This is a genomic window from Peribacillus sp. FSL K6-5616, from assembly GCF_038008245.1.
Taxonomy (GTDB): Bacteria; Bacillota; Bacilli; order Bacillales; family DSM-1321; genus Peribacillus; species Peribacillus frigoritolerans.
Genome location: NZ_JBBOYT010000001.1, coordinates 1792606 through 1815086, shown reverse-complemented (window position 1 = coordinate 1815086; position 22481 = coordinate 1792606). Strand labels below are relative to the sequence as shown.

Sequence of the window (22481 nt, the reverse complement as noted above, 5' to 3'; positions counted from 1 at the left end):
GCGTTAGCACATTTGTATGGAACAAAACGTATCATAGCTACCATTCTAATTGTAGCGGTAAATTTTCATTTGGCAAATATACTTTTATTATTTTAATCAAATTAAGCTTTAATGGCTTAATTTTGCCCGACCGCTCAATGCCCGCTATGGCTGCCTTTCAGTTTTTCTCCAGAAATAAAGCGATACCTTAAAAAAAGAGCGGAAGTTCCGCTCTTCATTTTACTTAGTAAGGGCGTGTTCGACTTTTATACATCGATTCATGATGACAGTATGTCCTTTTTCTTTCAAAAAATTATAGGCTTCTTCATTTTCCACCCCTAGCTGCGCCCAAAAGATATCTGCATCGATTTCTGCAAAGTCCTTGGCTATCTCCGGAAGGAACTCTGAACGGCGGAAAACATTGACGATATCGACGTGCCCTTCAATATCCTTCAGTGCCTTAACTGCCTTTACACCGAGCACTTCGGATACAGAAGGGTTTACAGGAATGATTTCATATCCGCTATCCTGCATGGCCTTCGATACCATATAAGAAGTGCGCTCAGGGTTATCAGATAAACCAACGACAGCGATGCGCTTCGATTTTTTCAACATCTTTCCCATTTCTTCTCTGCTTGGATTTTCTATCATTCTTTTCAATCCCCTTTATAATAAAATGTAATATTTGATTAAAGAGTATTCCTAACAAAGGTATTTTACAGAGAAAAGCTGTTTATTACCATTATTAAGAAAAATCATTATACAAGATAGAATAAGTTTCGAAAAGGCATTACCCACTTAACTTTCTTATGTTCATACAGACTACCACGTATTGTAACAATTTATACAAGGAGGCATCGTTCATTTTATATTTACGAAAATAAGGAAGTCTAAACCTTTTACCGTTCATGAACTTAACGTATATCAAAAGATGTAGGTCCATCAAGGAAAATTCATTTTTTTAGTGGATTTTTTTTGGACAGCCGTACCATTTTGTCACGAAAATGTTACAATAAGAGAAGCTTAACAGGTATTTCAGGCTGTTTTTAGCTAATTTCTACACGTTTATTTTTGAAAAAGGGAACAATCTTCCTTAAACGTGATAAAAAAAGAAGATTTTTCTTAAAGAAAGGGTAATAGAATGCTTACATTTATCACTATACTGGCTGCCTACCTGATCGGTTCGATTCCGTCCGGTTTAATAATCGGTAAAACATTTTACAAAATCGACATCCGGGAGCATGGCAGTAAAAATCTAGGCGGGACAAATACCTTCAGGACACTTGGTTTCAAGGCAGGACTAACCGTTACTACCATGGATATTCTTAAGGGTACCCTAGCAACTCTTCTGCCGGTTCTGCTTGGCCTGGGAATGAATCCATTGCTAGCCGGAGTATTTGCGGTCATCGGTCATATGTTTCCCATTTTCGCAAACTTTCGGGGCGGTAAAGCTGTTGCAACTTCTGCTGGTGTCATTCTTGCATATGAACCATTGTTTTTCGTTTTTGCCGTTTTCATATTCTTCATATCCTTATACATATCCAAATATGTCTCGCTTTCTTCCATGATTGCTTGTCTACTTGCTCTCATCTACAGTTTAGTGTTTCATACTGGTGATTTGCCGCTCATTATTGTAATCGGTATAATAACGATCTTCATTTTTTACCGGCATCGTGCAAACATCAAGCGGATTATCGATAAAACTGAACCTAAAGTAAAATGGTTATAAGAACATGTGCATTACCATGTGAAGATAGGCCCGTACATGGGCCTATTTTACTTTCTACAATTCATTTGCCGTGTTATTCAGGATACCGGCATGCCTCGAAACCTTTTCAGTAGCGTTACCGATTTCCTGGATGATTGACACTAAACCCTGAATTGTCATTTCCATTTCTGCAGAATCCGTTATATTCCCTTTGATGACTCCGATTATTTCATTGAAGGAATTTTCCGTTAATCCAGATTCCTTCTCACCTGCTTGAACCACTTCTTTGACCCTTAGGACAGAATCAACAACATCTTTCATATATACATTTGATGATTGCACGATTGCATCTATTTCAGCTATCGACTTTTTAGTCTGTTCAGCAAGTTTCCTGACCTCTTTCGAAACAACCGCAAATCCATTACCATGTTCACCTGCCCGTGCTGCCTCGATGGCTGAGTTCAAAGATAGTAAATTTGTCTGGTCGGCCATTCCCTGTACAAGCTTAACAAACTCGGTGATGCTTAAGAAAGATTGGTTTAATAAAACGATCTTTTCATCAACATTTTTCATGAAATTAACAAGGTTTTGTTTCTTTTCCGTTAAGATCTGCATACGCTTCTGCCATTGTTTTTGAACCAAGGGATTATTCAGCGCGCGTTGCGATCTGCATTTTGACAAATTGCCCGTTTTCTATCAATTGCTTAACGGAAGCATCCGTTTCTTCACTTAAATACAAGACTTCTTCACTAACCAACGAGATTTTCCTTTTTACTTCCTCTTTTATTTCTTTATATTGATTTTCCCTAGCCTTTAAATGTTCCACTTCATATGCCTCAAGGACTAATGCCCGCTGCTCATCTTCATTCTTGGTTTGTTCAAAGACAATTCTTTGCAAGTGATTCTGTGCATTTTGAAAACCGGATGAATACCACCGGGGCTGTAAGCCAATACGATAATGAGTCTTCGCCACCTTTGTCCGCAATTTAACAAAATCATCGTCAATCACACCATTGAATAAAGATAACATATGAGTAATTAACGTTTTTCTCAATCTTCCCACTGTGCTGTGCGCCGAACCTGCAGAATCGATTGATAAAAGGCATCCACAACTTCCTCGACCTGAGGTTCGATTGCCTCTCTAAAAGCATGGATCAGCTTTAAATCGTATTCCGTTAAATCGATGATATTAACCTGAAGTTTCACCTGTTCACTGCTTACATCCAATATGCCATCTGTTTCATTTGCTTTTTGAAACCAGTTTGCTTTTATTGGCTTCACTTTTATGAAAATCCCCATATCCCACTCCCCCTGATTTTGTAAATCACGAAAAAGCTAATCCATTATATCCAAACAAAGAAACGTGAATCTTTATACCCGTTTAATTGAAAGGAAGTCAGACCACCCTTGAAAAAATGAACTATTTAGACTATTTATATTCCATTCTGGACTCTGCACGATTCTTTTGTCAAGGTAAAAGAACCTAAACCATTTCTACATTACTTCAAATCGAAAGAATGGTTTGGAATTCGTTTATTGGAGAAAGAGTCAAGTAAGGATTGAATAATTGTTGAACAGAGGCTACACTGGAACTAGTTATTACATATCGATAGGAGAAAGTGCCATGAAGCCACTGCAAATATCACCGGAAACTGCATTAAAGTTATCCAAGTCACTTAACTTGCCTTTAGAGCAAATCATGCATATGCCCACACCAGTCTTGCTGAGAAAGCTTGCCGAGGCTGAAGCAAAAGAAAAAGGCAATACAAAATAGCTGCAGGAATCTGCAGCTATTATTGTGTGTGCTCATATGTGTACGAAACGATCTTACGGGCAATACCATTCCGTATACCCTTTTACCGGCCCCGTCTTTATGAGGAAATTAATTAGATGGCATTTCGTTTTATCCTCACAATATATAATTTCAGAGTCTTGTATAACTCATAAATATATCAATAGTCCGAATATTCCCCTGCCACTTTGTTAGATGGCTCAGGAATCAAAAAGGCGGTTTTCAATTGTAAGTCAATTCTTTTGCCATATCAGGCAGAGGCTTCTTTTTGACTGATATTAAATGTTCATTTTCATAGGTGCATGCAAATTCTTGTGGTGGTTCATCCTGTAATATATCTTTCAGGTAATACTTTATGTTGGACACTACATCACTTGCCTCCATAACCCATTGAAATGGCTTCCAGGCAAGTTCCCCTTCATCACAGGCAGATAGCCCTCCCACTGCATCTTCAGCTCTGTAAACATACATTCCACCTGTTTCATTCCATGTCACGATCCCTCGAAAGCTCATCCCCTTTACTTTCAAACCAGTTTCTTCAAGAATTTCGCGTTCCATCGATTCATCGATGGTTTCACCTTTTTCTATTTTCCCGCCTATGCCATTCCATTTATGCCGATTGGGATCCTTTTGGCGAAATAGCATCAACACTTCGACTTCGTTGGATCTTTTTCGAGTTATGAAACAAATATTGTATATAATATTCATGGTTGTTTCCTTTCTTAAACGCACATTATTAGCATCTACCGCATAATTACTTTATACTTAAATAACCAACCTCTAGGAAGGAGAATGAGTATGAAACTGACCATTTCCGATCAAGCAGCTAAGTGGTATATTGATGAGCTAGGGCTTCAAGAAGGCTCTCATTTGCGTTTTTATGTAAGATATGGCGGGCATAGTACCGTCCAAAGCGGCTTTTCATTAGGTATCATGCAAGAAGAACCGGAAAATGCAGCGGCCGCAACGACTATGAACGAGATTAATTTTTATGTAGAAGAAAAAGATTTATGGTACTTTGATGGTCACGATTTACTTATTACTTTTAATGAAAAACTGACTGAACCAGAATTTCAATATGAAAAGAGTGCTTGACAATAAAGCAGCGGTGTAAACTGCTGTTTTTTCTTGTTCAATCGAGCAGGCGCTCTTCAATATTTTCCGCCCTAAGAATTTCTGCTTGTTTATCCCCTAAAAGATCAAAATGAGAATAACCATCCTTCCTGTGATGAATCCACTCTTTTTTAAGCCCGTATTGCTTACCCCACTCCGATAAACGCCGTAAATCATTGCATCCGACTTTTGTAACCGTCTTACAACCGGGAAATCGGTCGTCCAGCCAATAATGGGTTAAAAAAGCTATTTGGCCTTGATCGATTTTCTGCTTCCAGGCTACGACGTCTACCCGTTTGATCCCAAAAGCCATTTTTGATCACCTCAATAAATGTAATTAAACCAATTCATCCTGCTTTTTATTTTTCTCATAGGCCTCATGCCATTCAGGATACATGCGTTTAATGGATATCGGGCGGAAGCTCTCCTTTTTAACGCATACGTGGGAAGAAAGACCTGTAGCCGCTACTTCATTTTTTCCATTTACGATCTCATACCCATAAACGACGCGTAAACCGTCATATTTTTCAATCCAGGTTTTAATTTTTACCTTATCACCATATCTAACAGGGGTTTTATACGAAGCCTGAATATCCATAACAGGTGAGAGGATGCCATCCGCTTCCATATCAGCATAATAAAACCCTAAATCATTTATCAATTTTGTCCTGCCTAGTTCCATCCATATTAAATAATTCGCATGGTAAACGACACCCATTTGATCTGTCTCTGCATACCGCACTTCAATTTCGTTTTCAGCTATGAACATTTTGTTTCCCCACTTTCATTTCTCTTGCAATAAACATTTTACCATAACAATTGTGCAAATTTCATTTAAGCTGTCTTTATAGACTGTTTCCCTGCGTTGAACCTAAAATGAAAGGGGAGAAAGATTTCTCATCTCTTTCTCCCCTTTTTGTTTAAATATTATCGTTACTATAACCGCTTTCCCGTGCTTCCTGCTCATCTTGCATTTCTTCCTTCATTCCATCAATGCTCTTTCTTCTTCGTTCATTTTTAGCCTGAATTGCCTGTTTTTCTTCCCCTGAAGAGAATGATAACGTTTCATTTGCAGCGGTTATGTTCTCTTCCGTATTTTCTATTGCATCTTGAATTTTTTCAACATTATCCAAACGATTATCCGGATTGTGCTTATTTGTGCCCATTATTTTCACCTCATGTTTTATTATTTACAAAATATTATTACGATTACTTTATTAGCTTGTCCCTTGATTACTCGCCTTTAGTTTGAATGACCTGAGCATGTTTGCCGGATTTGTCCTGCATTTTCTTACCATTGTTCCCACCCGCTGCTATTGGCTGTGTTCCTTGATGGCTCGGTCTAAAGTGTTTGGAATCTTTTTTTGGATTACCCATTCTATCGCCTCCTTCTCTTATCATGGATATAAAAGAGGAAATTCATGAATGCCATTTTTTGAAATAGTTATGAAAAAAGAGCCAGCACCTTGAAGGGATCTTCATGGCCCTGACTCTTTTTAAACAAAGACTATTCAGCCTTTTGCATATGTTTTTTTTCAAGACGTTCTTCGAGTCTTTCCATTTGTTTAACGTCCATCAATAATTCCCTTTTGTTTTCTTTAATTAATTCTTCAAATGTCCTTTTTCTTTTTTTCATGCTTTTCACCTACTTATTTTTAATATACTATTCAGCATTGCCAAATTAACGTAAAATTATGACTATATGGTTTCCATACCTTAAATTGTCATAATTATCAGATTTTTAACCTGATAAAAACACCATAATCGCCGCTCTCTATACTTTAACCCTTTTTTCATAAACTTTAACCATATTTTTTTAAATTTTTTGATTTTTCCATTAAAATTTGACAACTTTGTTAACACCAATAAAGACGGAACCCCATAAGGTTCCGTCTTGTAATAAAAAACGTTCCTTTTTTTCAGAAATCGTCTGTCGCCTAGTAACATGCCGGGTTTTCGGCAGAAGTGTGTCGCAAAAAATCACTTCAAACTTCATGAGATTACCCTACTGCATACTATTTATATTTCGTTCCATATCTTTTAATGTCATGGCTGAAATTACCTTATTCCTGATAATGCCTTTTTTGTCGATGAAATAAGTTGTCGGTATGCTAAGAATTTTGTAGCGCTCATTCACTGGATTTTTTGCACTTTGACTGTCCAGCGGTATGGTAAAAGTAATTCCATTATCCTTCACAAATGCTTGTACATCATTTTCAGGGTCAATATTGACTGCAAGTACGACGACGTCATCACCCGCTTGTTGTGTGTATTTCTCCATATCCGGCATTTCCTTCTTGCAAGGCGGGCACCACGTTGCCCAAAAATTCAGCATTACCTTTTTGCCCTCATAATCCGATAATTCAACTTGTTTACCATCCAAAGTTTTCAAAGAGAAATTGGGTGCTTTAGCTCCAATTTTCAATCCGCCCAAAGCATCTTTTTCGTCATTTCCCTTCGATTCATTATCCATCGCCTGCACGATCGCTACAGTAATAAGTGATAGTAAGGCCACCGAAGCAATAATTTTTTTAAGCATACTCGTCCTCCTAGTCCCATTACAATAAAAATATTAGTCCATTTCCAGAATTAGAACAACTTCCCTATTCCATCTTAACAATAAAAGGGTATGCGGAAAAGTGCAATTCCTATAAATCATATCATGATATCTCATTGTTTCATAAACTTGACACAAAAAAAGCGGTAAACCTATTATAGGTTTACCGCTTCCCAAAAGCTGAAATCAGCCTTTTAATTTATTACGTAATACCATTTGAAGGATACCACCGTGACGGTAGTAATCGATTTCGATTTCGGAATCGAAACGAACAAGCACATCAAATTCTTTTACGTTTCCAGCTTCATCAGTAGCTGTAACTTTTACGATATCACGCGGTTTAACCGTTTCGTCGATTTTAACTGCGATCGCTTCTTTACCAGTCAATCCAAGCGTTTCAGCGTTTTCGCCTTCTTTGAATTGAAGTGGAAGAACACCCATTAATGCAAGGTTAGAACGGTGAATACGTTCAAAGCTTTCAGCGATGACTGTTTTGATGCCAAGAAGGTTAGTACCTTTCGCAGCCCAGTCACGAGAGCTTCCCATACCATAGTCTTTACCAGCGATTACTGCAAGACCTGTTCCATCAGCTTTGTATTTCATACAAGCATCATAGATAGCCATTACATCGCCTGTTGGCCAGTAAGTTGTGTATCCACCTTCTGTACCTGGAGCAACTTGGTTACGGATACGGATGTTTGCGAATGTTCCGCGCATCATCGCTTCATGGTTACCACGACGAGAACCGTAAGAGTTAAAGTCACGCGGTTTCACACCGTTTTCACGAAGATAGATACCAGCTGGTGTATCTTTACCGATTGCACCTGCAGGAGAAATGTGGTCAGTTGTAACTGAGTCACCGAATTTACCAACTACACGCAAGCCGGAAAGTGGGTTAACTGAACCCGGTTCTGGTGATAATCCTTCAAAGAATGGAGGATTTTGAATGTATGTTGATTTAGAATCGAAAGCATAAATCGCTTCGTTGCTTGTTTGGATTTCATTCCAACGTTTGTTATCGTTGAATACTGTTTCGTATTCTTTACGGAATAATTCCGGTGTAACTGTTGCTTTAACAGCAGCGTTAACTTCTTCTTGTGATGGCCAGATATCAGCAAGATATACATCGTTACCATCTTTATCTTTACCAAGTGAATCATTGTTAAGATCGAAGTCCACAGTACCAGCAAGTGCATATGCAACAACCAAAGTTGGAGAAGCAAGATAGTTCGCTTTAACTAGTGGATGAATACGGCCTTCAAAGTTACGGTTACCAGAAAGTACTGAAGTTACCAGAAGATCTGCCTCAGCAACAGCTGCTTCGATTTCGTCAGCCAATGGACCTGAGTTACCGATACATGTTGTACAGCCGTAACCAACTACGTTGAATCCTAATTGATCAAGGTATGGTTGAAGACCTGCATCACGAAGGTAACCAGTAACAACTTTAGAACCTGGTGCCAATGATGTTTTTACATAATCCGGAACAGTCAAGCCTTTTTCAACTGCTTTTTTAGCAATAAGACCTGCTCCAAGCATTACGTACGGGTTAGAAGTGTTCGTACAGCTTGTGATTGCAGCAATTGCAATCGCACCTGTTTTCATTACCGTTTCTTTGCCATCGGCAAATTTAACAGTTACTTCTTTATCCAATTCAGAATTGTCCATACCAAAACCTTGGTTGCCCATAGGTGCATTGATTGCGTCATGGAAAGATTTTTTCATTTGAGAAAGTGGAATCAAATCTTGCGGGCGTTTAGGGCCTGAAAGGTTTGGTTCAATTGCTGAAAGGTCGATTTCCACAACATCATTGTATGCTGGATCTTCGTTTTCAGGAGAGTAGAACAAACCATTTTCTTTGCAGTATGATTCAACCACTTTAATTTGTTTTTCATCACGGCCAGTTAAGCGCATGTAATCGATCGCTTCTGCATCAACAGGGAAGAAACCAACTGTAGCACCGTATTCAGGAGCCATGTTAGCGATTGTTGCACGGTCAGCAAGTGGAAGGTATCCTACTCCTGGGCCGTAGAACTCAACGAATTTACCAACTACGCCGTGTGCACGAAGAACTTGTGTTACTTTCAATGCAAGGTCAGTAGCTGTTGTACCTTTAGGAAGTTGGCCAGTCAGTTTAACACCAACGACTTTTGGAACTGGGAAGTAAGAAGGCTGTCCAAGCATGCCTGCTTCTGCTTCGATACCGCCGACACCCCAACCAAGAACACCAATACCGTTGATCATTGTAGTATGTGAATCTGTACCGAAAACAGAATCAGGGAATACTTCGAAGTCACCGTTTGGAGTTTCAACAGCATGAACCACGTTCGCAAGGTACTCTAGGTTAACTTGGTGAACGATACCAGTAGCCGGTGGAACTGCACGATAGTTGTTGAAAGATTTTTGAGCCCAGCTTAGGAACTGGTAACGCTCTGCATTACGTTCGAATTCAAGATCCATATTGGCATCTAGGGAATCCATTGTACCCGCTTTATCAACTTGTACAGAGTGGTCAATTACAAGGTCAACCGGGATTTCCGGGTTGATTTTGTCAGGATCTCCACCAAGTGCTGCGAAAGCATTACGTAAAGAAGCTAAATCAACAACAACTGGAACACCAGTGAAATCTTGTAGGATTACACGTGAAGGCTTGAACGGAACATCTATATCTTGTTGCTCGCTTGTTCCCCATTTAGCAAGGTTCGCAACGTGTTCTTTTGTGATTACTCTTCCGTCTACTTGGCGAAGTACCGCTTCAAGTAATACTTTAATGGAATATGGAAGGCGTGATACTTGGCCATCCCCTGCTTTTTCAATAGCGTCTAGGCTGTAGTAGTTGTAGCGTTGCCCATCAATTTCAAAGGACTTACGCGCTTGGTATACGTCATTTTTCGTCATGAATATTACCCCCTATTAAACTGTCAGAACGTATTCTGCACATGAAAGTAAAACCTGGTTCACTGAAACCATGTTTACTATAAATATAAGTAAAAAAGTTAGTTTGTCGAATTTTCTCTCTCTTCTCCCACCCTAACTCTTCCTTCAACTTAATACTAATATAGAAATGAGTATAAGTAAATAACAAGAAAGTTATTGTTTTTGATAAGTTTCTCTTATAGAAAAAAATCCCCCACATATTAAAGTGCATTTAAGAAGCCTTGCTAATATGCATTTTCTTGAAAATACCTCTATTTTCGGCCTGATAAATTATTCCAGCAAAACATATTGATACTTCATACATAATCATTCGACATTATCGCATTCTATGGGTGGAGGTGTCGAAATGACAAAACAAAAAGCAAATCATGTTATACCAGGTATGAATGCAGCAAAAGCGCAAGGTAATGGGGCTGGATACAATGATGAACTGGGAAATGAACCGCCATTATCGGAAATGCAAAGGCAGAACAATAAAAAAAGAAAGAAAAACCAATGATTCCCCTCATTTCTAGGCTTTAAATAGGATAGGCTTTTTGAAATGGCAGATGTCCTGCATTTTTCAAAAAGCCTATTCCTTTCTAAAATCAGGAAACGCACAAGTAAAACGCGCAAAACTCACGACTAATGCGCATGGACTCATGACGAAAGAACCTGTCACTCAATAGTCCTCAGAATTGACCTCATTGACGATCGCCTGGATATCCTGTTCGAATTTTTTCAATTGTTCTTTCTGATGTTCGGAAGCGGTGACTAAAGCAGATTGTATTTGTTGATAGGCCTCGTTCACTTCCTGCTTCACATGTTTCAATTCCGTTCCGTAATTCGGTGCGCTTTTCTCAATGGATGAGTAAACATCAAATACTTGTTGATAACTTTGCTGGGCTTCCTGGAAAGTCCTTCGCTTATCTTGTTTATCCTGCATTTGGAATCAGCTCCTTAAATATAGTGTCCATCAATAGCATGTACGAGGTTTGCAAATATATGTATGTGAATAAAATTTCACGGACTGATTATCTTAAGTGATAGGAGGGATCGAACATGAACAAAAACGATGGTAAAGATATGCGAAAAAATGCTCCTAAAGGAAATAACCCAGGTCAACCAGCACCGTTAAGCGGTTCTCATAAGGTGAAAAACAGGCAGCACTCCCGTCAGAAGCATAATAGCAGTCATGATATGTAAGCTGCTTATATAATCGTTCCATAACAAAGCGGTGCCGCCCCAAAAAGGCAGACACCGCTTTCGTTTTATATTTCTGAGCAAATAAGTCACATTGGGAAAATGTTCGATACCTTCCTATTATAAGGGCATCTTTTTTTGGCACTCTTTCACGGGTATAAACGTGAATTGCAAGTCGGTGCCATTTCAGCCAAAATAACGATGATATAACGTTTTTGCTTCTGCAATATCTTTTGTTCCATGAATCAACGCCCGCCCGTCTTTAAAAACGACCAACCGATGGGTTCCAATGGTAAATGAAAGTAAATAAGGATTCCTGTCGATCTTACCTCCTTGTGCGATAAGATTATTTTCGAGTTCCGCTAAGTCTCTTTCAACCTTCACTGCCGGCCGGATTTGGACAGAATCCCTTCCGCATAAAACGGCGGTCTTTGTTCGATTTGAATAAGAGAGGTGGGGATACGTTCGATTTGACCCACATGACAAACAAGTATCCTTTTTTAATTTCGCTACATTTATGGATGAATGTTCATTTTTCCAAAGATCAAATGAAACGATTTTGTTTCTCAGCGATTCATGATCTTCGACAAGGATTTTTAAAGCTTCCGCTAATTGATGGGCAACGACCGTTAGAACGGCAGGGCTGATGATTCCCGCCGTATCACAAGTCAGTCCTCCAATCGGCACCGTTTCCAGCAAACAATTCAAACATGGTGTCGTCTCTGGGATTACCGTGTAACTTATCCCATAACTCCCTACACAGGCACCGTAAATCCAGGGGATTTTATATTTTTGTGCAGTATCGTTAATAAGCATCCTTGTATCGAAATTATCAGTGGCATCCAATATCAAATCCACGCCTTCAACAAGCTTTGCCAATTCATCTACCGAAACATCCGCCACAAGTGATTTTACGATTACATCTGAATTTAGCGCATTCAGGCGATTCTTCGCTGCCACTGCTTTCGGTATTCTTTTTTGTGCATCATCTTCACAATAAAGCTGTTGTCTTTGAAGGTTGCTCCACTCTACATAATCCCTGTCAACAATGGTGAGTTTCCCAATTCCGGCTCGTACAAGGCCTTCCGCAGTTCCCGTACCGAGAGCACCCGCTCCAATCACCAAAACGTGTTTTTTGCGAATTTTCATTTGCCCTTCTTCCCCAATAGGACAAAAAAGTTCCTGACGTGAATAACGCTCATTCATCCAATGCTCAATCCTTCAACCGGGCTGCTTGCAATCGCATAATCATTCTTTTCGATTCTTCCTGCTTCATACCCCAATCGCCCTGCCTCAATGGCAAGTTTCATTGCCCTCGCCATTTTGACTGGGTCTTTTGCTCCGGAAACAGCAGTGTTAAGTAATACGCCATCCGCCCCTAATTCCATGGCGATTGCTGCATCAGAGGGTGTTCCGATCCCTGCATCAACAATTACCGGCACCTCTGATTGTTCCATGATGAACCGTAAGTTCAGTGGGTTTATAATGCCTTGACCAGAGCCAATTGGTGAAGCTCCGGGCATGATTGCATGGCACCCTACTTCTTCCAGGCGTTTAGCGAGCAAGACATCATCCGAAGTATAAGGTAATACGGTGAATCCCAGCTTCACTAATTCTTCAGCAGCTTTCAATGTTTCAATCGGGTCAGGCAGCAGTGTTTTTTGACAGCCAATGACTTCAACCTTAATCATGTCACATAAGCCAGATGCTTTTGCAAGCTGGGCTATGCGCACTGCTTCTTTGGCTGTTTTAGCTCCTGCCGTATTGGGAAGGAGTGTGTATTTCTTCAAATCAAGCTTTTCCAAAAAATTGGGCTGACTGGCTTCAAAAATGTTCATTCTCCGGACCGCGAATGTTAATATTTCCGTCTCCGAAACCTCCACTGATTGTTTTTGAATATCGAAATTTGGATATTTTCCAGTACCTAATAATAATCTTGAGGAAAATTCATAAGAACCAATCTTTAACATATCATCCGCCTCCTACAAAATGTACAATCTCTACCTTGTCTCCATTTGACAAAAGTGTTTCACTTAGACTTTCTTTTGCTAATATTTCATCATTCAATTCAACGATCACTACTTTTTGATGTAGATTAAAGTGTTGTAAAAGCCCTGTAACTGTTGATTCTTCAGCAGGAATCCGTATTTTTTCCCCGTTAATAATCAATTCCAATTCATCCACCTCCATCAAGAAAAAAGGGGCTGTATCGAACGGTCCAATCGAAAAGGGGACCATTCGGGATTTGCCTTCCTTTCCAAAATATCCGCTATAAGTACACCTGTAATTGGAGAAAGCAAGATGCCATTCCTATAGTGCCCCGTTGCAATGAAAAGTCCTTTGCATGCCGGATGTTCACCAAAGTACGGCAAGCCGTCCCCAGTTTGGGGGCGTATACCTGCCCATGTCTTTTCCAATTCGGTTCCTTTAATCGCCGGAAGCAATTGCGTTGCTCTTTCAATTAACGTAGAAATCCCGTTAAGACTTACCTTTTGATCGAAAGTGTACGCTTTAACCGTTGCCCCGACAATGATTCTTCCGCCAACTTTGGGCACAAGATAGCAGCCATGTGAGAAGATTGTCTTTTCAAGCAATGGACGATCGGTCAGGACGGAAAAGCACTCTCCCTTTACTGGATAACTGTCGAGCCTGATCCCTGATTTTTCTAGGAGGAAAGCACTCCAAGCGCCACCTGCCACGATGACATTTTCACTTGAAAATCCACCTATGTCCGTGACAACTCCCGTTACACATCCGTTTTCCGTAACCAAATCGGAGACATGAACAAATTCCTTTATATCCACACCAAGTGCAGCTGCAGATTCAGTAAAAGCGAGCGACAGCCTCGTGGCTGAAACTTGTCCATCATTCGGAATGAACATGGCTCCTTTAATCTCATCCGATAAAAGCGGTTCCGTTTTCCTTATTTCAGCGGTCGATAGCCATTCAGCCTCAAGCCCCGCACCTTGCTGGACTCTGATCATGTTCTTCAACTCGGCTACTTGATCACTCGATAACGCCACCTTAAACATGCCCTTGTTCACTAATTCGATGTCTATTCCACTTATATCTTTTAATTCTTCCGCCAGTGCTGGAAACATCCCCCTGCTTCGGCTTGCCAATGTAAAAAGGGGATTATCAGCATCTAACTCGGCTTGTGCCCCTAACATCCCGGCTGCAGCACTGGATGCTTTACTGGCAAGTCTGTCTTTTTCCAATAAAAGGACCTTTTTACCTCGCTTGGCTAATTGAAATGCAATGGACCCACCTATTACTCCTCCCCCTACAATGATTGCATCATATATGGAATTCATCTTATGTCTCCTTTCCCAAAGACTTCGCATATTCTTTAACAGCTTCAATCGGATTTTCAGCTTCAAGCACACCTGACATGACCGCAATTCCGCGTGCCCCCGCATCCAGCACGACTTGGCAATTAAAAGGTGTTATTCCTCCTATCGCAATTATCGGAAGATTGACATTTCTTGTGATTGCATGAAGCTCCTCAACTCCCTTGGGAGGAAGGCCCATTTTTGAATCCGTTTCAAAAACATGTCCATAAATCGCGTAATTGGCCCCTTTGCTGAATGCAGCTTTCGCTTCTTCCATGGAATGGATCGAACAGCCAACATTCATCCCTGGAAAAGCTCCTTTTACGACTTCTGCATCTAAACTATGAAAAGCCAATTGCACACCAAATACTTTGTGTACCCAGGCTACATCCACCCGGTCATTAATGATGATCTTAGAAAGCGGAATCTTATTATCATGTAATAGCCTCACTGCTTGATAGAGTTCCGTTGCACTCCTATGCTTTTCCCTTAGATAAAAGAAATCGACATGTTCCTGAATGTTTGAAGCGATTTCCACAAACTTTTCAATTGGCTGTTTCCCAGTGGAAATAATATGCAATTCATGTGCATTCATACTAAGAACCCCCAACTAGTAAAGTTACAATCTCATAAAATCAAATGGATACTAACGGGAATTGAATCGATAGATAAAAGCCGGCCAACAGCAGGATGATAAAATACAGAATGAAACCATGGTCCTTTATTGAAAACCCGAATTCATAATAGTATGTTCGATCCCGACTGTCTGTAAATCGCTTTGCCTCCATCGCAACCGCGATTCGGTGTGCACGTCTGATGCTTCCGGATAACAACGGGATGGAGTAGGCTTTCATTTTAAAATATACCGATTTTATTCCTTTTCCCCTTTCGAAACCGCGTACCTTCATCGCGTTCCGTATCGTTTGGAACTCCTCCATCATGATGGGAATCAGCCTTAATGCCGCCATGAAACTATAGGCATATTTCGGTTTAAGCCTAACTTGCTGCATTAACGAATAAAACAAGTTCACTGGTCTCGTCGTTAAGGAAAAAGTTAAACCAAGGACCGCAAAAAACAAAGCTCGAAAGCCTACGAGTAATCCCCTCATGAAACTTTCTTCCGTAATCGATATGAGTCCCCACTCAAACCAAAGCTTTTCACCTTGCCCGAATAATATCATGGCAGAAGAGGTGGATATAAAAATGAAACAAAAGGGAATCGACAAAAGCAGGATGCGTTTTATCGAATGCCCGGTAAAAAACAAAAATAAAAGTAATACGCCAATGGTGATATTCATCATATAATTCAGGTCGTGAATGAATAACGCCACGATGCATAACACAATCAGCACACCAAGTTTAAGGCTTGGATTAATTCCATAGAGCCATGTTTCTGCGTTTGAAACATTCATCTACATGACACTCCTTTTAACTTTGGTCTCAACAAATCCGGCTTGCGCGATGTTTTCATCACTTATTACGTTTCCGTCCTTAACCGTCCAGATCCTGGTTGCAAAGTTTTTTGAAATATGATCGTCATGAGTTACCATGATCACTGTTATTCCACGTCTTCGATATTCCTCAAACCATTCCAGTAATGCAAAGGTATTTTTCGAATCTTGACCAAAGGTCGGCTCATCCAGGAGAATGATTTTTTTGTCTATTACGATTGAGGCTGCTACGCTTAATCGACGCTTTTGCCCCATTGATAATTGAAATGGATGTTTATCCCGATGTGCCTCAAGACGGAAAACTTTAAGCAATGAGCGGACTCTCTCATCTATTTCTTGTTGCGGCCTTCTATCAATACGCAATGAATAAGCAATCTCTTCATATACAGTATTTGCAACGAACTGAAACTCAGGATTTTGAAAGACAAACGTCATATGATCCGTTGGTTTTTTCACCACTTTAATGGGGTTCCCCACTAATTCATACGTACCTTTCGTTTTTATGAATTGCATCAATGCATGCAAAAGTGTACTCTTGCCCGCGCCATTTTCTCCCCTGATCACAATCCATTCTCCTGAATGGACCTTCAGCTCTTCAACGTGTATTTTTTCCTCTTTATTCCGAAAACCGCTAAATCCTTGCACATCCAGAAGGGGTAAACCATCTGTAAAATGGTATTCCCTAGTGGGTGCATTACTCTGTATATATTCATCCCAAACACCAGGGAACCAAATTCCATGTTCTCTCATTTCATTTTTATATAGGGAAAGAATTGTGTCTCTTGGACCATCAGCTATGATTTGACCGTCATCGTTTAAAAGCACGATTCGTTCGATGAATTCTAAAACATGGTCAATTTTATGTTCGACGATAATAACCGTTTTGTCTTTTCCGACTTCCTTCAACAAGTCCCAGATTTCTTTCGTTCCTTCTGGATCAAGCATGGCGGTCGGTTCATCTAAAAATATAACTTCTGGTTCAAGGGCCAATACTGAAGCGATTGCCAGACGCTGTTTCATCCCGCCTGATAATGTGTCAATACTTGTATGGTCCAGGTTCAATCCTACTTTACGGAAATGATTTTGAATCTTCTCTTTCATTTCTTCTTTAGGGACGGAAAGATTCTCTAGGACAAAGGCAATTTCCTCATCGGCAAATGGCATGCAAAACTGGCTATCAGGGTCTTGAAAAACATACCCCCATGAAGAAGGGCATTTCAATTTCTCCGCTTTCATCGGGACTTCGATGGAATTCGGAATCAATCCGCTTAACACTTGCAACAGAGTGGACTTACCACATCCAGATGGTCCCAACAATAACACTTTTTCTCCCTGATCAAATGATAGTGATAGGTCCTTGAATATCAAAGATTCATCACCGGGAAATTTCATTCTTAACTTTTCAACAGAAACGATTGGTTCCATGGCCCTCAACCTCTTCTTTTAATCAAGTTCTGCATAATCTTTATTGGAAACCGGACGCACAAGATTAGTTACCCCTGTTGCTTCCAGGACTTTAACTAGATAATAAGCGGTCACACCTGCAAAGAATATGGAACCCACAAACCTCGCTATCATGAATAACGATAGATTCCAAGTAGAAAGCGCACCTATTTCCCCGTATGCAAAATCCATGATAACTGATGCCAGGCAGGAAGCCATCGCAGCTAAAACGGCCACCGGCATATTGAATTTTTTATATTTGAACCCCATGAACACCAGTTCCGCGAACAAACCTTGGACCACCCCATATAACAGTACAGTCAGCCCCCATGGGGAACCTAGAAAGAATTCCCCTGAAGCTGCAGCTATCTCCGCCAAAAGTGCCACACCCGGCTTCCGTAAAATGAAAAAGGCGACAGGGCCAGCTATAAACCACATTCCATAAATAAGTTGATCCAGATGTAATCCTAATGGTTTAACGGAATAATAAATCGAACCCCAAAGGATATAAACGATTCCAAATGCTACCGCAATCACGATCGTGACTAATATATCCGTTAATTTCAATCCTTTTTTCATTGTTTCATTCTCCTTTTATACTTCTAATGTTTCCTTATGAACGGGCCATGTCTCTAAACGATAAGCCATTTCCCAAAATGAGTATTCATATTGGCTGCTGAGAATAAAATGCTCTTTCATTCTCGCCTTATCTTCTTCAGTTACTTTTTCAGCAATCTCATCCAGCCTCGCAATTTGTTCTTCCACCAAAGTGCGGAACCACTCTCCTCCGTAAGCCGCTATCCATTCTTGATAAATCGGCTCTTCGGGCATGCACCCTTGCAGCTTTTCACCTATCTCATAATACAGCCAGTAACACGGCAAGATAGCTGCAATAACATCTCCTAAATGTCCCGAATAAGCCGCACGATACATATGGGAAGTATAAGCATAGGCAGTCGGGGCAGGCTTGAAATCTTCCCGTTCTTCTTTTGTGATGCCTAATCTCTCGGAAAAATTCTCATGAAGCTTCAACTCCGCTTCATATGTTCCTTGTGCATGGCCGGCAAGCCTGCTTGTTGTATGTAAATCTGTAGCTTTGACTGCCCCTAAGGCTTGAACTCTAGCAAAATGAGATAAATAATAGGCATCTTGCATGACATAAAAACGGAAACACTCCAATGGCAATGTGCCATCTCCTATTCCTGCTACAAACGGATGATTAAAACTAGCTTCCCAAATGTGATCAACTTCCTTACGGATTTCCTCTGAAAACTTCATGTCCATTACCTCCAAATTGTATTTTTTCATTGAACGAAACAGAAAAAAACACTTATCACCCCTTTTTTTGCAAACAAAAAACCACTTTCTTAAACGTAAAGAAAGTGGTTGTACAAGAAATAATACAGAAATGTATAGTTCCAGACCCCACTTCCCTACGCTGGTATAAACCAGATCAGGTTCTAAGGGTCTTAAAGTCATACTTCAATCTCAGCTTTTGTGGGTAAAAAATCAACTTTTACCTATAAAGCACCCCTAGTGGTACAAATTGTATATTAAAATTCATTTGCCTTTATATTAACACGATAAATCCAATTGTCAAACGTATTAGAAAAGTTTTCTTGATTTAGGGTTACTAAACTTTCAATCTTCCATACCCACTTAACCACGATCTATTAAACCATTGTTAATCCACCATTTACGGAAAGAGTTTGCCCCGTAATATACCCTGCCTCTTCCGAAACGAAATAGGCAACAGCACTGGCAATGTCCTCTGGTTGTGCTAGCCGTCGGAATGGAATCGCTTTTTCCAAGGCGCCTGCTATACCTTCGTTATATGAGCCTATTTCTTGAAATAGGGGCGTATCAGCAGGACCTGGCGCAATACAATTGATGTTGAGTTTATGACGTGCCATTTCTCTTGCTATCGTTTTTGTAAAGGCAATAACCCCTCCCTTAGCAGCCGAATAAACTGCTTCTCCACTTGATCCGACTCTTGCTGCATCGGATGCAATATTTACTACCTTACCGTATCCATTTTCAATCATGAGAGGTAAAATTTCCTTGCTAGTATGGATCTGCCCAAGTAAATTAATATCGATAATCCTTTTCCATGTGCTGGGATCACTTTTTAAAAAAGGTTCCACCTTATCCCAGCCTGCATTATTAACCAATATATCTATTCTATGATAATAGTTCACTGATTCTTCGACGGCTTTTTTTACACTTTCTAATTTCGTTACATCACAATGGACCGCTCTGGCTTCAAAACCCGACTTTTCGATTAAAGAAACCGTTTCCTCTGCATTTTTAAGATTAATATCAGCCACGATGACGTTAATATTGCGAGAAGCCAATTTTTTTGAAATTTCTCTGCCAATTCCGCTTCCAGCACCTGTGATAAATGCCATTCTTTTTGTCATCATATTCCCCTCCACTTTCACTATTTAGTCAATATGGATTTATTTAAGCTGCCTATATATTGTCGGTTATCCTTTCATTAATCATTTCCCGGAGCCGGAATTTCTGAATTTTCCCGCTTGCCGTACGAGGAAAGTCATCCATTATTTCAATAAATTCAGGCCAATATTGTTTTGCCAATCCCTTTCCCAGGAGAAATTCCTGCATTGAATCCATCGTGATCGGGCTCTTTCCCGTTTTCATACTGATACATGCACATGCTTTTTCCTGAAGACGGGAATCTGGAACCGCAATAACCTGAGCACTAGAAATATCCGGGTGTTCATACAATACATTTTCTACATAAGCGACTGGAATATTTTCACCGCCACGTATGATTATGTCTTTGTTTCTTCCAGAAATCCGGATATACCCGTCTTCATCAATGAATGCTCGATCACCGGTAATGAACCATCCGTCACTATACTCAGCTAACGTATCATTGATTCGTTTAAAATAGCCGACAAAAAGAGCCGGACCCCTTACTAATAAAGAGCCTTCTATATTCGGGGCACAGATTTCCCCTTCAAAATCCACTATCTTTAACTCCATACCCGGAAACGGGATTCCGTCGGTATTCGTCAGTTTTTCTTCTGTATCTTCAAGTCTCGTCAAGGTTACCAAGCCATCTTCCGTTTGTCCCCACCCTGACAATATCTTGAACGGTACTTTTTTCACGGCCTCCTTTACTAAATGCCTGGGAATCGGGGCACCCAAAGCTACGAAGACTCGCAGCGAATTGAGGTCATACCTTTCTATCCCCCCCATCTGAACCGTATCCTGCAGAAAAGGAGTGGCACCCGCCGTAAACGTTATCTTTTCCTTCTCAACCCATTCAATAAACTCTCTCGGATTCCAAATGTCTTGATAGATTCCCGTACCTCCAATATGTGTTGGGAGCCTGACTCCATAACCAAAACCCGTTTGGTGAGCGAACGTTGACGCCATGAAAAGAACGTCATCGGATTTTAAATGTAAGCGGTCAATCCAATAATTTGTAGATATACAAAGGGTATTATGTGTATGCATAACTCCTTTTGGACTTCCCGTGGTTCCCGAGGTAAAGATAATTTCAGTCACCTCATTGGGGTCATGTGTGATTTCATCCAAAATGGAAGAATCCATCCGGTCTTCCCAAGGTTCATCAAATAGGGAGGAGAACAGTTTCATCCCATTCGGGGCATTTTCCCCAATCACATATATATGTTTCATTGAAGGCCATTGATGGCTTAGTCTCTCAATCATGTCAGGGTAATAAAACCCACGGAAATAATCTGGTACAACAATCATTTTAGATTCTGCCATCCCAACCATATAGCCAATTTCCCTATCTCGATAAATCGGTATCAAGGGATTGCTGATGGCACCGATTCTTGTAACAGCATAGTGTAAGATTATAAATTCATTCCAGTTAGGCAGTTGAAAAGAGACAACATCCCCCTTACCCAATCCTATATGCAAGAGACCCAATGCGATTCGATCGACCAACTTACCAAGCTGCTTGTAAGTAAAACTACTTTTTTTATCGATAATCGCTATCTTCTCTGGATGCTTTACTATAGCATCATTCAAATAATCCAAAATCGTTCGGTTTGGCCAAACGTCTTGATATTTCTCCACATATTGCTGAGTCAAAATCGTCTCCAATTTCACTAGTTTTCTTCCCCCTCATCAACCTCTGAATTTATTAAAATCAACAGGCCTCTTTTCCAGGAAGGCATTTTTTCCCTCTTCCGATTCTGGTGTATTGTAAAACATCGCTAAACTGCCCATCGAAAGTTGTGAAATCCCTTGAATGTTGGCACTATCTGCATTAAAGGAATATTTGAGCATTTTTAGCGCAGTTGGACTCTTATCAAGGATCTTTCTTGCCCATTCTTCTGCTGCCTCGAGCAATTGTTCTGGGGCAACGATTTTGTTCACAAGTCCCATTTCCTTTGCTTCTTGTGCAGAATATTGTTCACACAAATACCAGATTTCCCTCGCTTTCTTTTCTCCGACAATTCGTGCTAAATAAGCTGAACCGAAACCTGCGTCATAACTACCGACCTTTGGCCCGCTCTGGCCAAATTTTGCCGTGTCAGATGCAATGGTTAGGTCACATATGACATGAAGGACATGCCCGCCTCCGATGGCAAACCCATTAACCGCTGCAATGACCGGCTTAGGAATGTTGCGGATCGTTTGATGCAGCGTTTCGATTTCCAGTCCCATTCCACCACCTAAACCACCAGAATGACTATATCCTCCTTCTTCTCCCTTTTCCTTTTGATCTCCACCTACACAAAATGCCTTCTCGCCAGCTCCAGTCAGAATCACTACACCCACACGATTATCATCCCAAGCGTCCCGAAAAGCCCAAATTAATTCTTGAATTGTTCTGGCACGAAAAGCATTGTAAACTTTAGGTCTGTTCATTGTTATCTTTGCAATGCCGCCTCTTTTTTCATAAATTACATCTGTTAATTCCATCGTTCTCATTCCCTTCGTTTTCTTGACTATTAAGGATGATCTGCCTTGCATCACATCA

28 protein-coding genes, 1 pseudogene and 1 riboswitch are annotated in these 22481 nt (G+C 40.3%); of the genes and pseudogenes, 5 read left to right on the top strand and 24 right to left on the bottom strand.

Annotated elements, in window-relative coordinates; all coding sequences use genetic code 11:
• Positions 1-219: 219 nt before the first annotated feature.
• Positions 220-630, bottom strand: coding sequence for a CoA-binding protein (locus tag MHB45_RS08685; protein ID WP_048678602.1), 411 nt, complete (start codon positions 628-630; stop codon positions 220-222).
• A gap of 490 nt (positions 631-1120) precedes the next feature.
• On the opposite strand from MHB45_RS08685, the gene plsY reads away from it, so the two are divergent.
• Complete coding sequence (gene plsY, locus MHB45_RS08680) at positions 1121-1708, top strand: glycerol-3-phosphate 1-O-acyltransferase PlsY (RefSeq protein ID WP_048678604.1); 588 nt, start codon at positions 1121-1123, stop codon at positions 1706-1708.
• Between the two features lie 54 nt (positions 1709-1762).
• On the opposite strand, the gene MHB45_RS08675 is transcribed toward plsY, so the two are convergent.
• Positions 1763-2302, bottom strand: coding sequence for a methyl-accepting chemotaxis protein (locus MHB45_RS08675; RefSeq protein WP_202186939.1), 540 nt, complete (start codon positions 2300-2302; stop codon positions 1763-1765).
• Positions 2303-2333: 31 nt separating this feature from the next.
• Positions 2334-2986: pseudogene (locus MHB45_RS08670) on the bottom strand (protoglobin domain-containing protein).
• Positions 2987-3311: 325 nt separating this feature from the next.
• Here MHB45_RS08670 and MHB45_RS08665 point away from each other — a divergent pair.
• Positions 3312-3461, top strand: coding sequence for a YycC family protein (locus tag MHB45_RS08665; RefSeq protein ID WP_065310839.1), 150 nt, complete (start codon positions 3312-3314; stop codon positions 3459-3461).
• Positions 3462-3701: 240 nt separating this feature from the next.
• Here MHB45_RS08665 and MHB45_RS08660 read toward each other — a convergent pair whose 3' ends face one another.
• Complete coding sequence (locus MHB45_RS08660; RefSeq protein ID WP_202186938.1) at positions 3702-4187, bottom strand: NUDIX hydrolase; 486 nt, start codon at positions 4185-4187, stop codon at positions 3702-3704.
• A gap of 90 nt (positions 4188-4277) precedes the next feature.
• On the opposite strand from MHB45_RS08660, the gene MHB45_RS08655 reads away from it, so the two are divergent.
• The gene (locus MHB45_RS08655) at positions 4278-4574 is read left to right on the top strand and encodes a HesB/YadR/YfhF family protein (protein ID WP_034312410.1); all 297 of its coding nucleotides are present in this window, start codon (positions 4278-4280) and stop codon (positions 4572-4574) included.
• Positions 4575-4611: 37 nt separating this feature from the next.
• Here MHB45_RS08655 and MHB45_RS08650 read toward each other — a convergent pair whose 3' ends face one another.
• From MHB45_RS08650 to acnA, 7 genes are all read right to left on the bottom strand, one after another.
• On the bottom strand, positions 4612-4905 hold the full coding sequence (locus MHB45_RS08650) for a hypothetical protein (RefSeq protein WP_048678616.1): 294 nt from the start codon (positions 4903-4905) through the stop codon (positions 4612-4614).
• 24 nt (positions 4906-4929) lie between these two features.
• Positions 4930-5361, bottom strand: coding sequence for an acyl-CoA thioesterase (locus MHB45_RS08645; RefSeq protein WP_048678617.1), 432 nt, complete (start codon positions 5359-5361; stop codon positions 4930-4932).
• A gap of 151 nt (positions 5362-5512) precedes the next feature.
• Entirely contained in the window at positions 5513-5758 is a 246-nt protein-coding gene (gene tlp / locus MHB45_RS08640; RefSeq protein ID WP_048678618.1) for a small acid-soluble spore protein Tlp, read from the bottom strand.
• Positions 5759-5825: 67 nt separating this feature from the next.
• Positions 5826-5969: an acid-soluble spore protein N gene (locus MHB45_RS08635; RefSeq protein ID WP_048678620.1), complete on the bottom strand. Its 144-nt coding sequence runs from the start codon at positions 5967-5969 to the stop codon at positions 5826-5828.
• 130 nt (positions 5970-6099) lie between these two features.
• A complete protein-coding gene (locus MHB45_RS08630; RefSeq protein WP_072272906.1) occupies positions 6100-6228 on the bottom strand; it encodes an FbpB family small basic protein in 129 nt (42 codons plus the stop codon).
• 369 nt (positions 6229-6597) lie between these two features.
• The gene (locus MHB45_RS08625) at positions 6598-7131 is read right to left on the bottom strand and encodes a redoxin domain-containing protein (protein WP_048678622.1); all 534 of its coding nucleotides are present in this window, start codon (positions 7129-7131) and stop codon (positions 6598-6600) included.
• A gap of 204 nt (positions 7132-7335) precedes the next feature.
• Positions 7336-10047: an aconitate hydratase AcnA gene (gene acnA / locus MHB45_RS08620; protein ID WP_048678624.1), complete on the bottom strand. Its 2712-nt coding sequence runs from the start codon at positions 10045-10047 to the stop codon at positions 7336-7338.
• A gap of 385 nt (positions 10048-10432) precedes the next feature.
• Between acnA and sspO the strand changes: the two genes are divergently transcribed.
• Entirely contained in the window at positions 10433-10585 is a 153-nt protein-coding gene (gene sspO / locus MHB45_RS08615) for a small acid-soluble spore protein O (protein WP_034312428.1), read from the top strand.
• 162 nt (positions 10586-10747) lie between these two features.
• Here sspO and MHB45_RS08610 read toward each other — a convergent pair whose 3' ends face one another.
• Positions 10748-11011 (bottom strand): hypothetical protein, encoded by a 264-nt coding sequence (locus MHB45_RS08610; RefSeq protein ID WP_048678629.1) that lies wholly within the window; start codon positions 11009-11011, stop codon positions 10748-10750.
• Between the two features lie 116 nt (positions 11012-11127).
• Between MHB45_RS08610 and MHB45_RS08605 the strand changes: the two genes are divergently transcribed.
• Positions 11128-11271 carry a small acid-soluble spore protein P gene (locus MHB45_RS08605; protein WP_063576391.1) on the top strand — a complete coding sequence of 48 codons (144 nt, stop codon included), beginning with the start codon at positions 11128-11130 and terminating at the stop codon, positions 11269-11271.
• 183 nt (positions 11272-11454) lie between these two features.
• Here the strand turns inward: MHB45_RS08605 and MHB45_RS08600 are convergent, their stop codons facing one another.
• The 12 genes from MHB45_RS08600 to menB all read right to left on the bottom strand — a co-directional run bounded on the left by MHB45_RS08600 (position 11455) and on the right by menB (position 22423).
• A complete protein-coding gene (locus MHB45_RS08600) occupies positions 11455-12474 on the bottom strand; it encodes a thiazole biosynthesis adenylyltransferase ThiF (protein ID WP_202186686.1) in 1020 nt (339 codons plus the stop codon).
• Positions 12471-13238 (bottom strand): thiazole synthase, encoded by a 768-nt coding sequence (locus MHB45_RS08595; RefSeq protein ID WP_048678633.1) that lies wholly within the window; start codon positions 13236-13238, stop codon positions 12471-12473. The genes MHB45_RS08600 and MHB45_RS08595 overlap by 4 nt, the downstream gene beginning before the upstream one ends.
• Position 13239: 1 nt before the next feature.
• Entirely contained in the window at positions 13240-13443 is a 204-nt protein-coding gene (gene thiS, locus MHB45_RS08590) for a sulfur carrier protein ThiS (RefSeq protein ID WP_034312438.1), read from the bottom strand.
• A gap of 14 nt (positions 13444-13457) precedes the next feature.
• Positions 13458-14582 carry a glycine oxidase ThiO gene (thiO, locus tag MHB45_RS08585; RefSeq protein ID WP_048678635.1) on the bottom strand — a complete coding sequence of 375 codons (1125 nt, stop codon included), beginning with the start codon at positions 14580-14582 and terminating at the stop codon, positions 13458-13460.
• Position 14583: 1 nt separating this feature from the next.
• Positions 14584-15195 (bottom strand): thiazole tautomerase TenI, encoded by a 612-nt coding sequence (gene tenI / locus MHB45_RS08580; protein ID WP_048678637.1) that lies wholly within the window; start codon positions 15193-15195, stop codon positions 14584-14586.
• A 40-nt stretch (positions 15196-15235) separates the two neighbouring features.
• Positions 15236-16012: an energy-coupling factor transporter transmembrane component T family protein gene (locus MHB45_RS08575; protein WP_072272904.1), complete on the bottom strand. Its 777-nt coding sequence runs from the start codon at positions 16010-16012 to the stop codon at positions 15236-15238.
• Positions 16013-17476, bottom strand: coding sequence for an ABC transporter ATP-binding protein (locus tag MHB45_RS08570; RefSeq protein ID WP_072272903.1), 1464 nt, complete (start codon positions 17474-17476; stop codon positions 16013-16015).
• A gap of 18 nt (positions 17477-17494) precedes the next feature.
• Positions 17495-18073 (bottom strand): ECF transporter S component, encoded by a 579-nt coding sequence (locus MHB45_RS08565; RefSeq protein WP_034312445.1) that lies wholly within the window; start codon positions 18071-18073, stop codon positions 17495-17497.
• A 15-nt stretch (positions 18074-18088) separates the two neighbouring features.
• Positions 18089-18772 carry a thiaminase II gene (gene tenA, locus MHB45_RS08560; protein ID WP_063593338.1) on the bottom strand — a complete coding sequence of 228 codons (684 nt, stop codon included), beginning with the start codon at positions 18770-18772 and terminating at the stop codon, positions 18089-18091.
• Between the two features lie 135 nt (positions 18773-18907).
• A riboswitch (TPP riboswitch) is annotated at positions 18908-19039 on the bottom strand.
• Between the two features lie 128 nt (positions 19040-19167).
• Positions 19168-19914: an SDR family NAD(P)-dependent oxidoreductase gene (locus MHB45_RS08555; protein ID WP_202186685.1), complete on the bottom strand. Its 747-nt coding sequence runs from the start codon at positions 19912-19914 to the stop codon at positions 19168-19170.
• A 52-nt stretch (positions 19915-19966) separates the two neighbouring features.
• Positions 19967-21604, bottom strand: coding sequence for an AMP-binding protein (locus MHB45_RS08550; RefSeq protein ID WP_048678650.1), 1638 nt, complete (start codon positions 21602-21604; stop codon positions 19967-19969).
• Positions 21605-21622: 18 nt separating this feature from the next.
• Positions 21623-22423, bottom strand: a complete 801-nt coding sequence (gene menB, locus MHB45_RS08545; RefSeq protein ID WP_105718799.1) for a 1,4-dihydroxy-2-naphthoyl-CoA synthase — start codon at positions 22421-22423, stop codon at positions 21623-21625.
• Between the last annotated feature and the right edge of the window lie 58 nt (positions 22424-22481).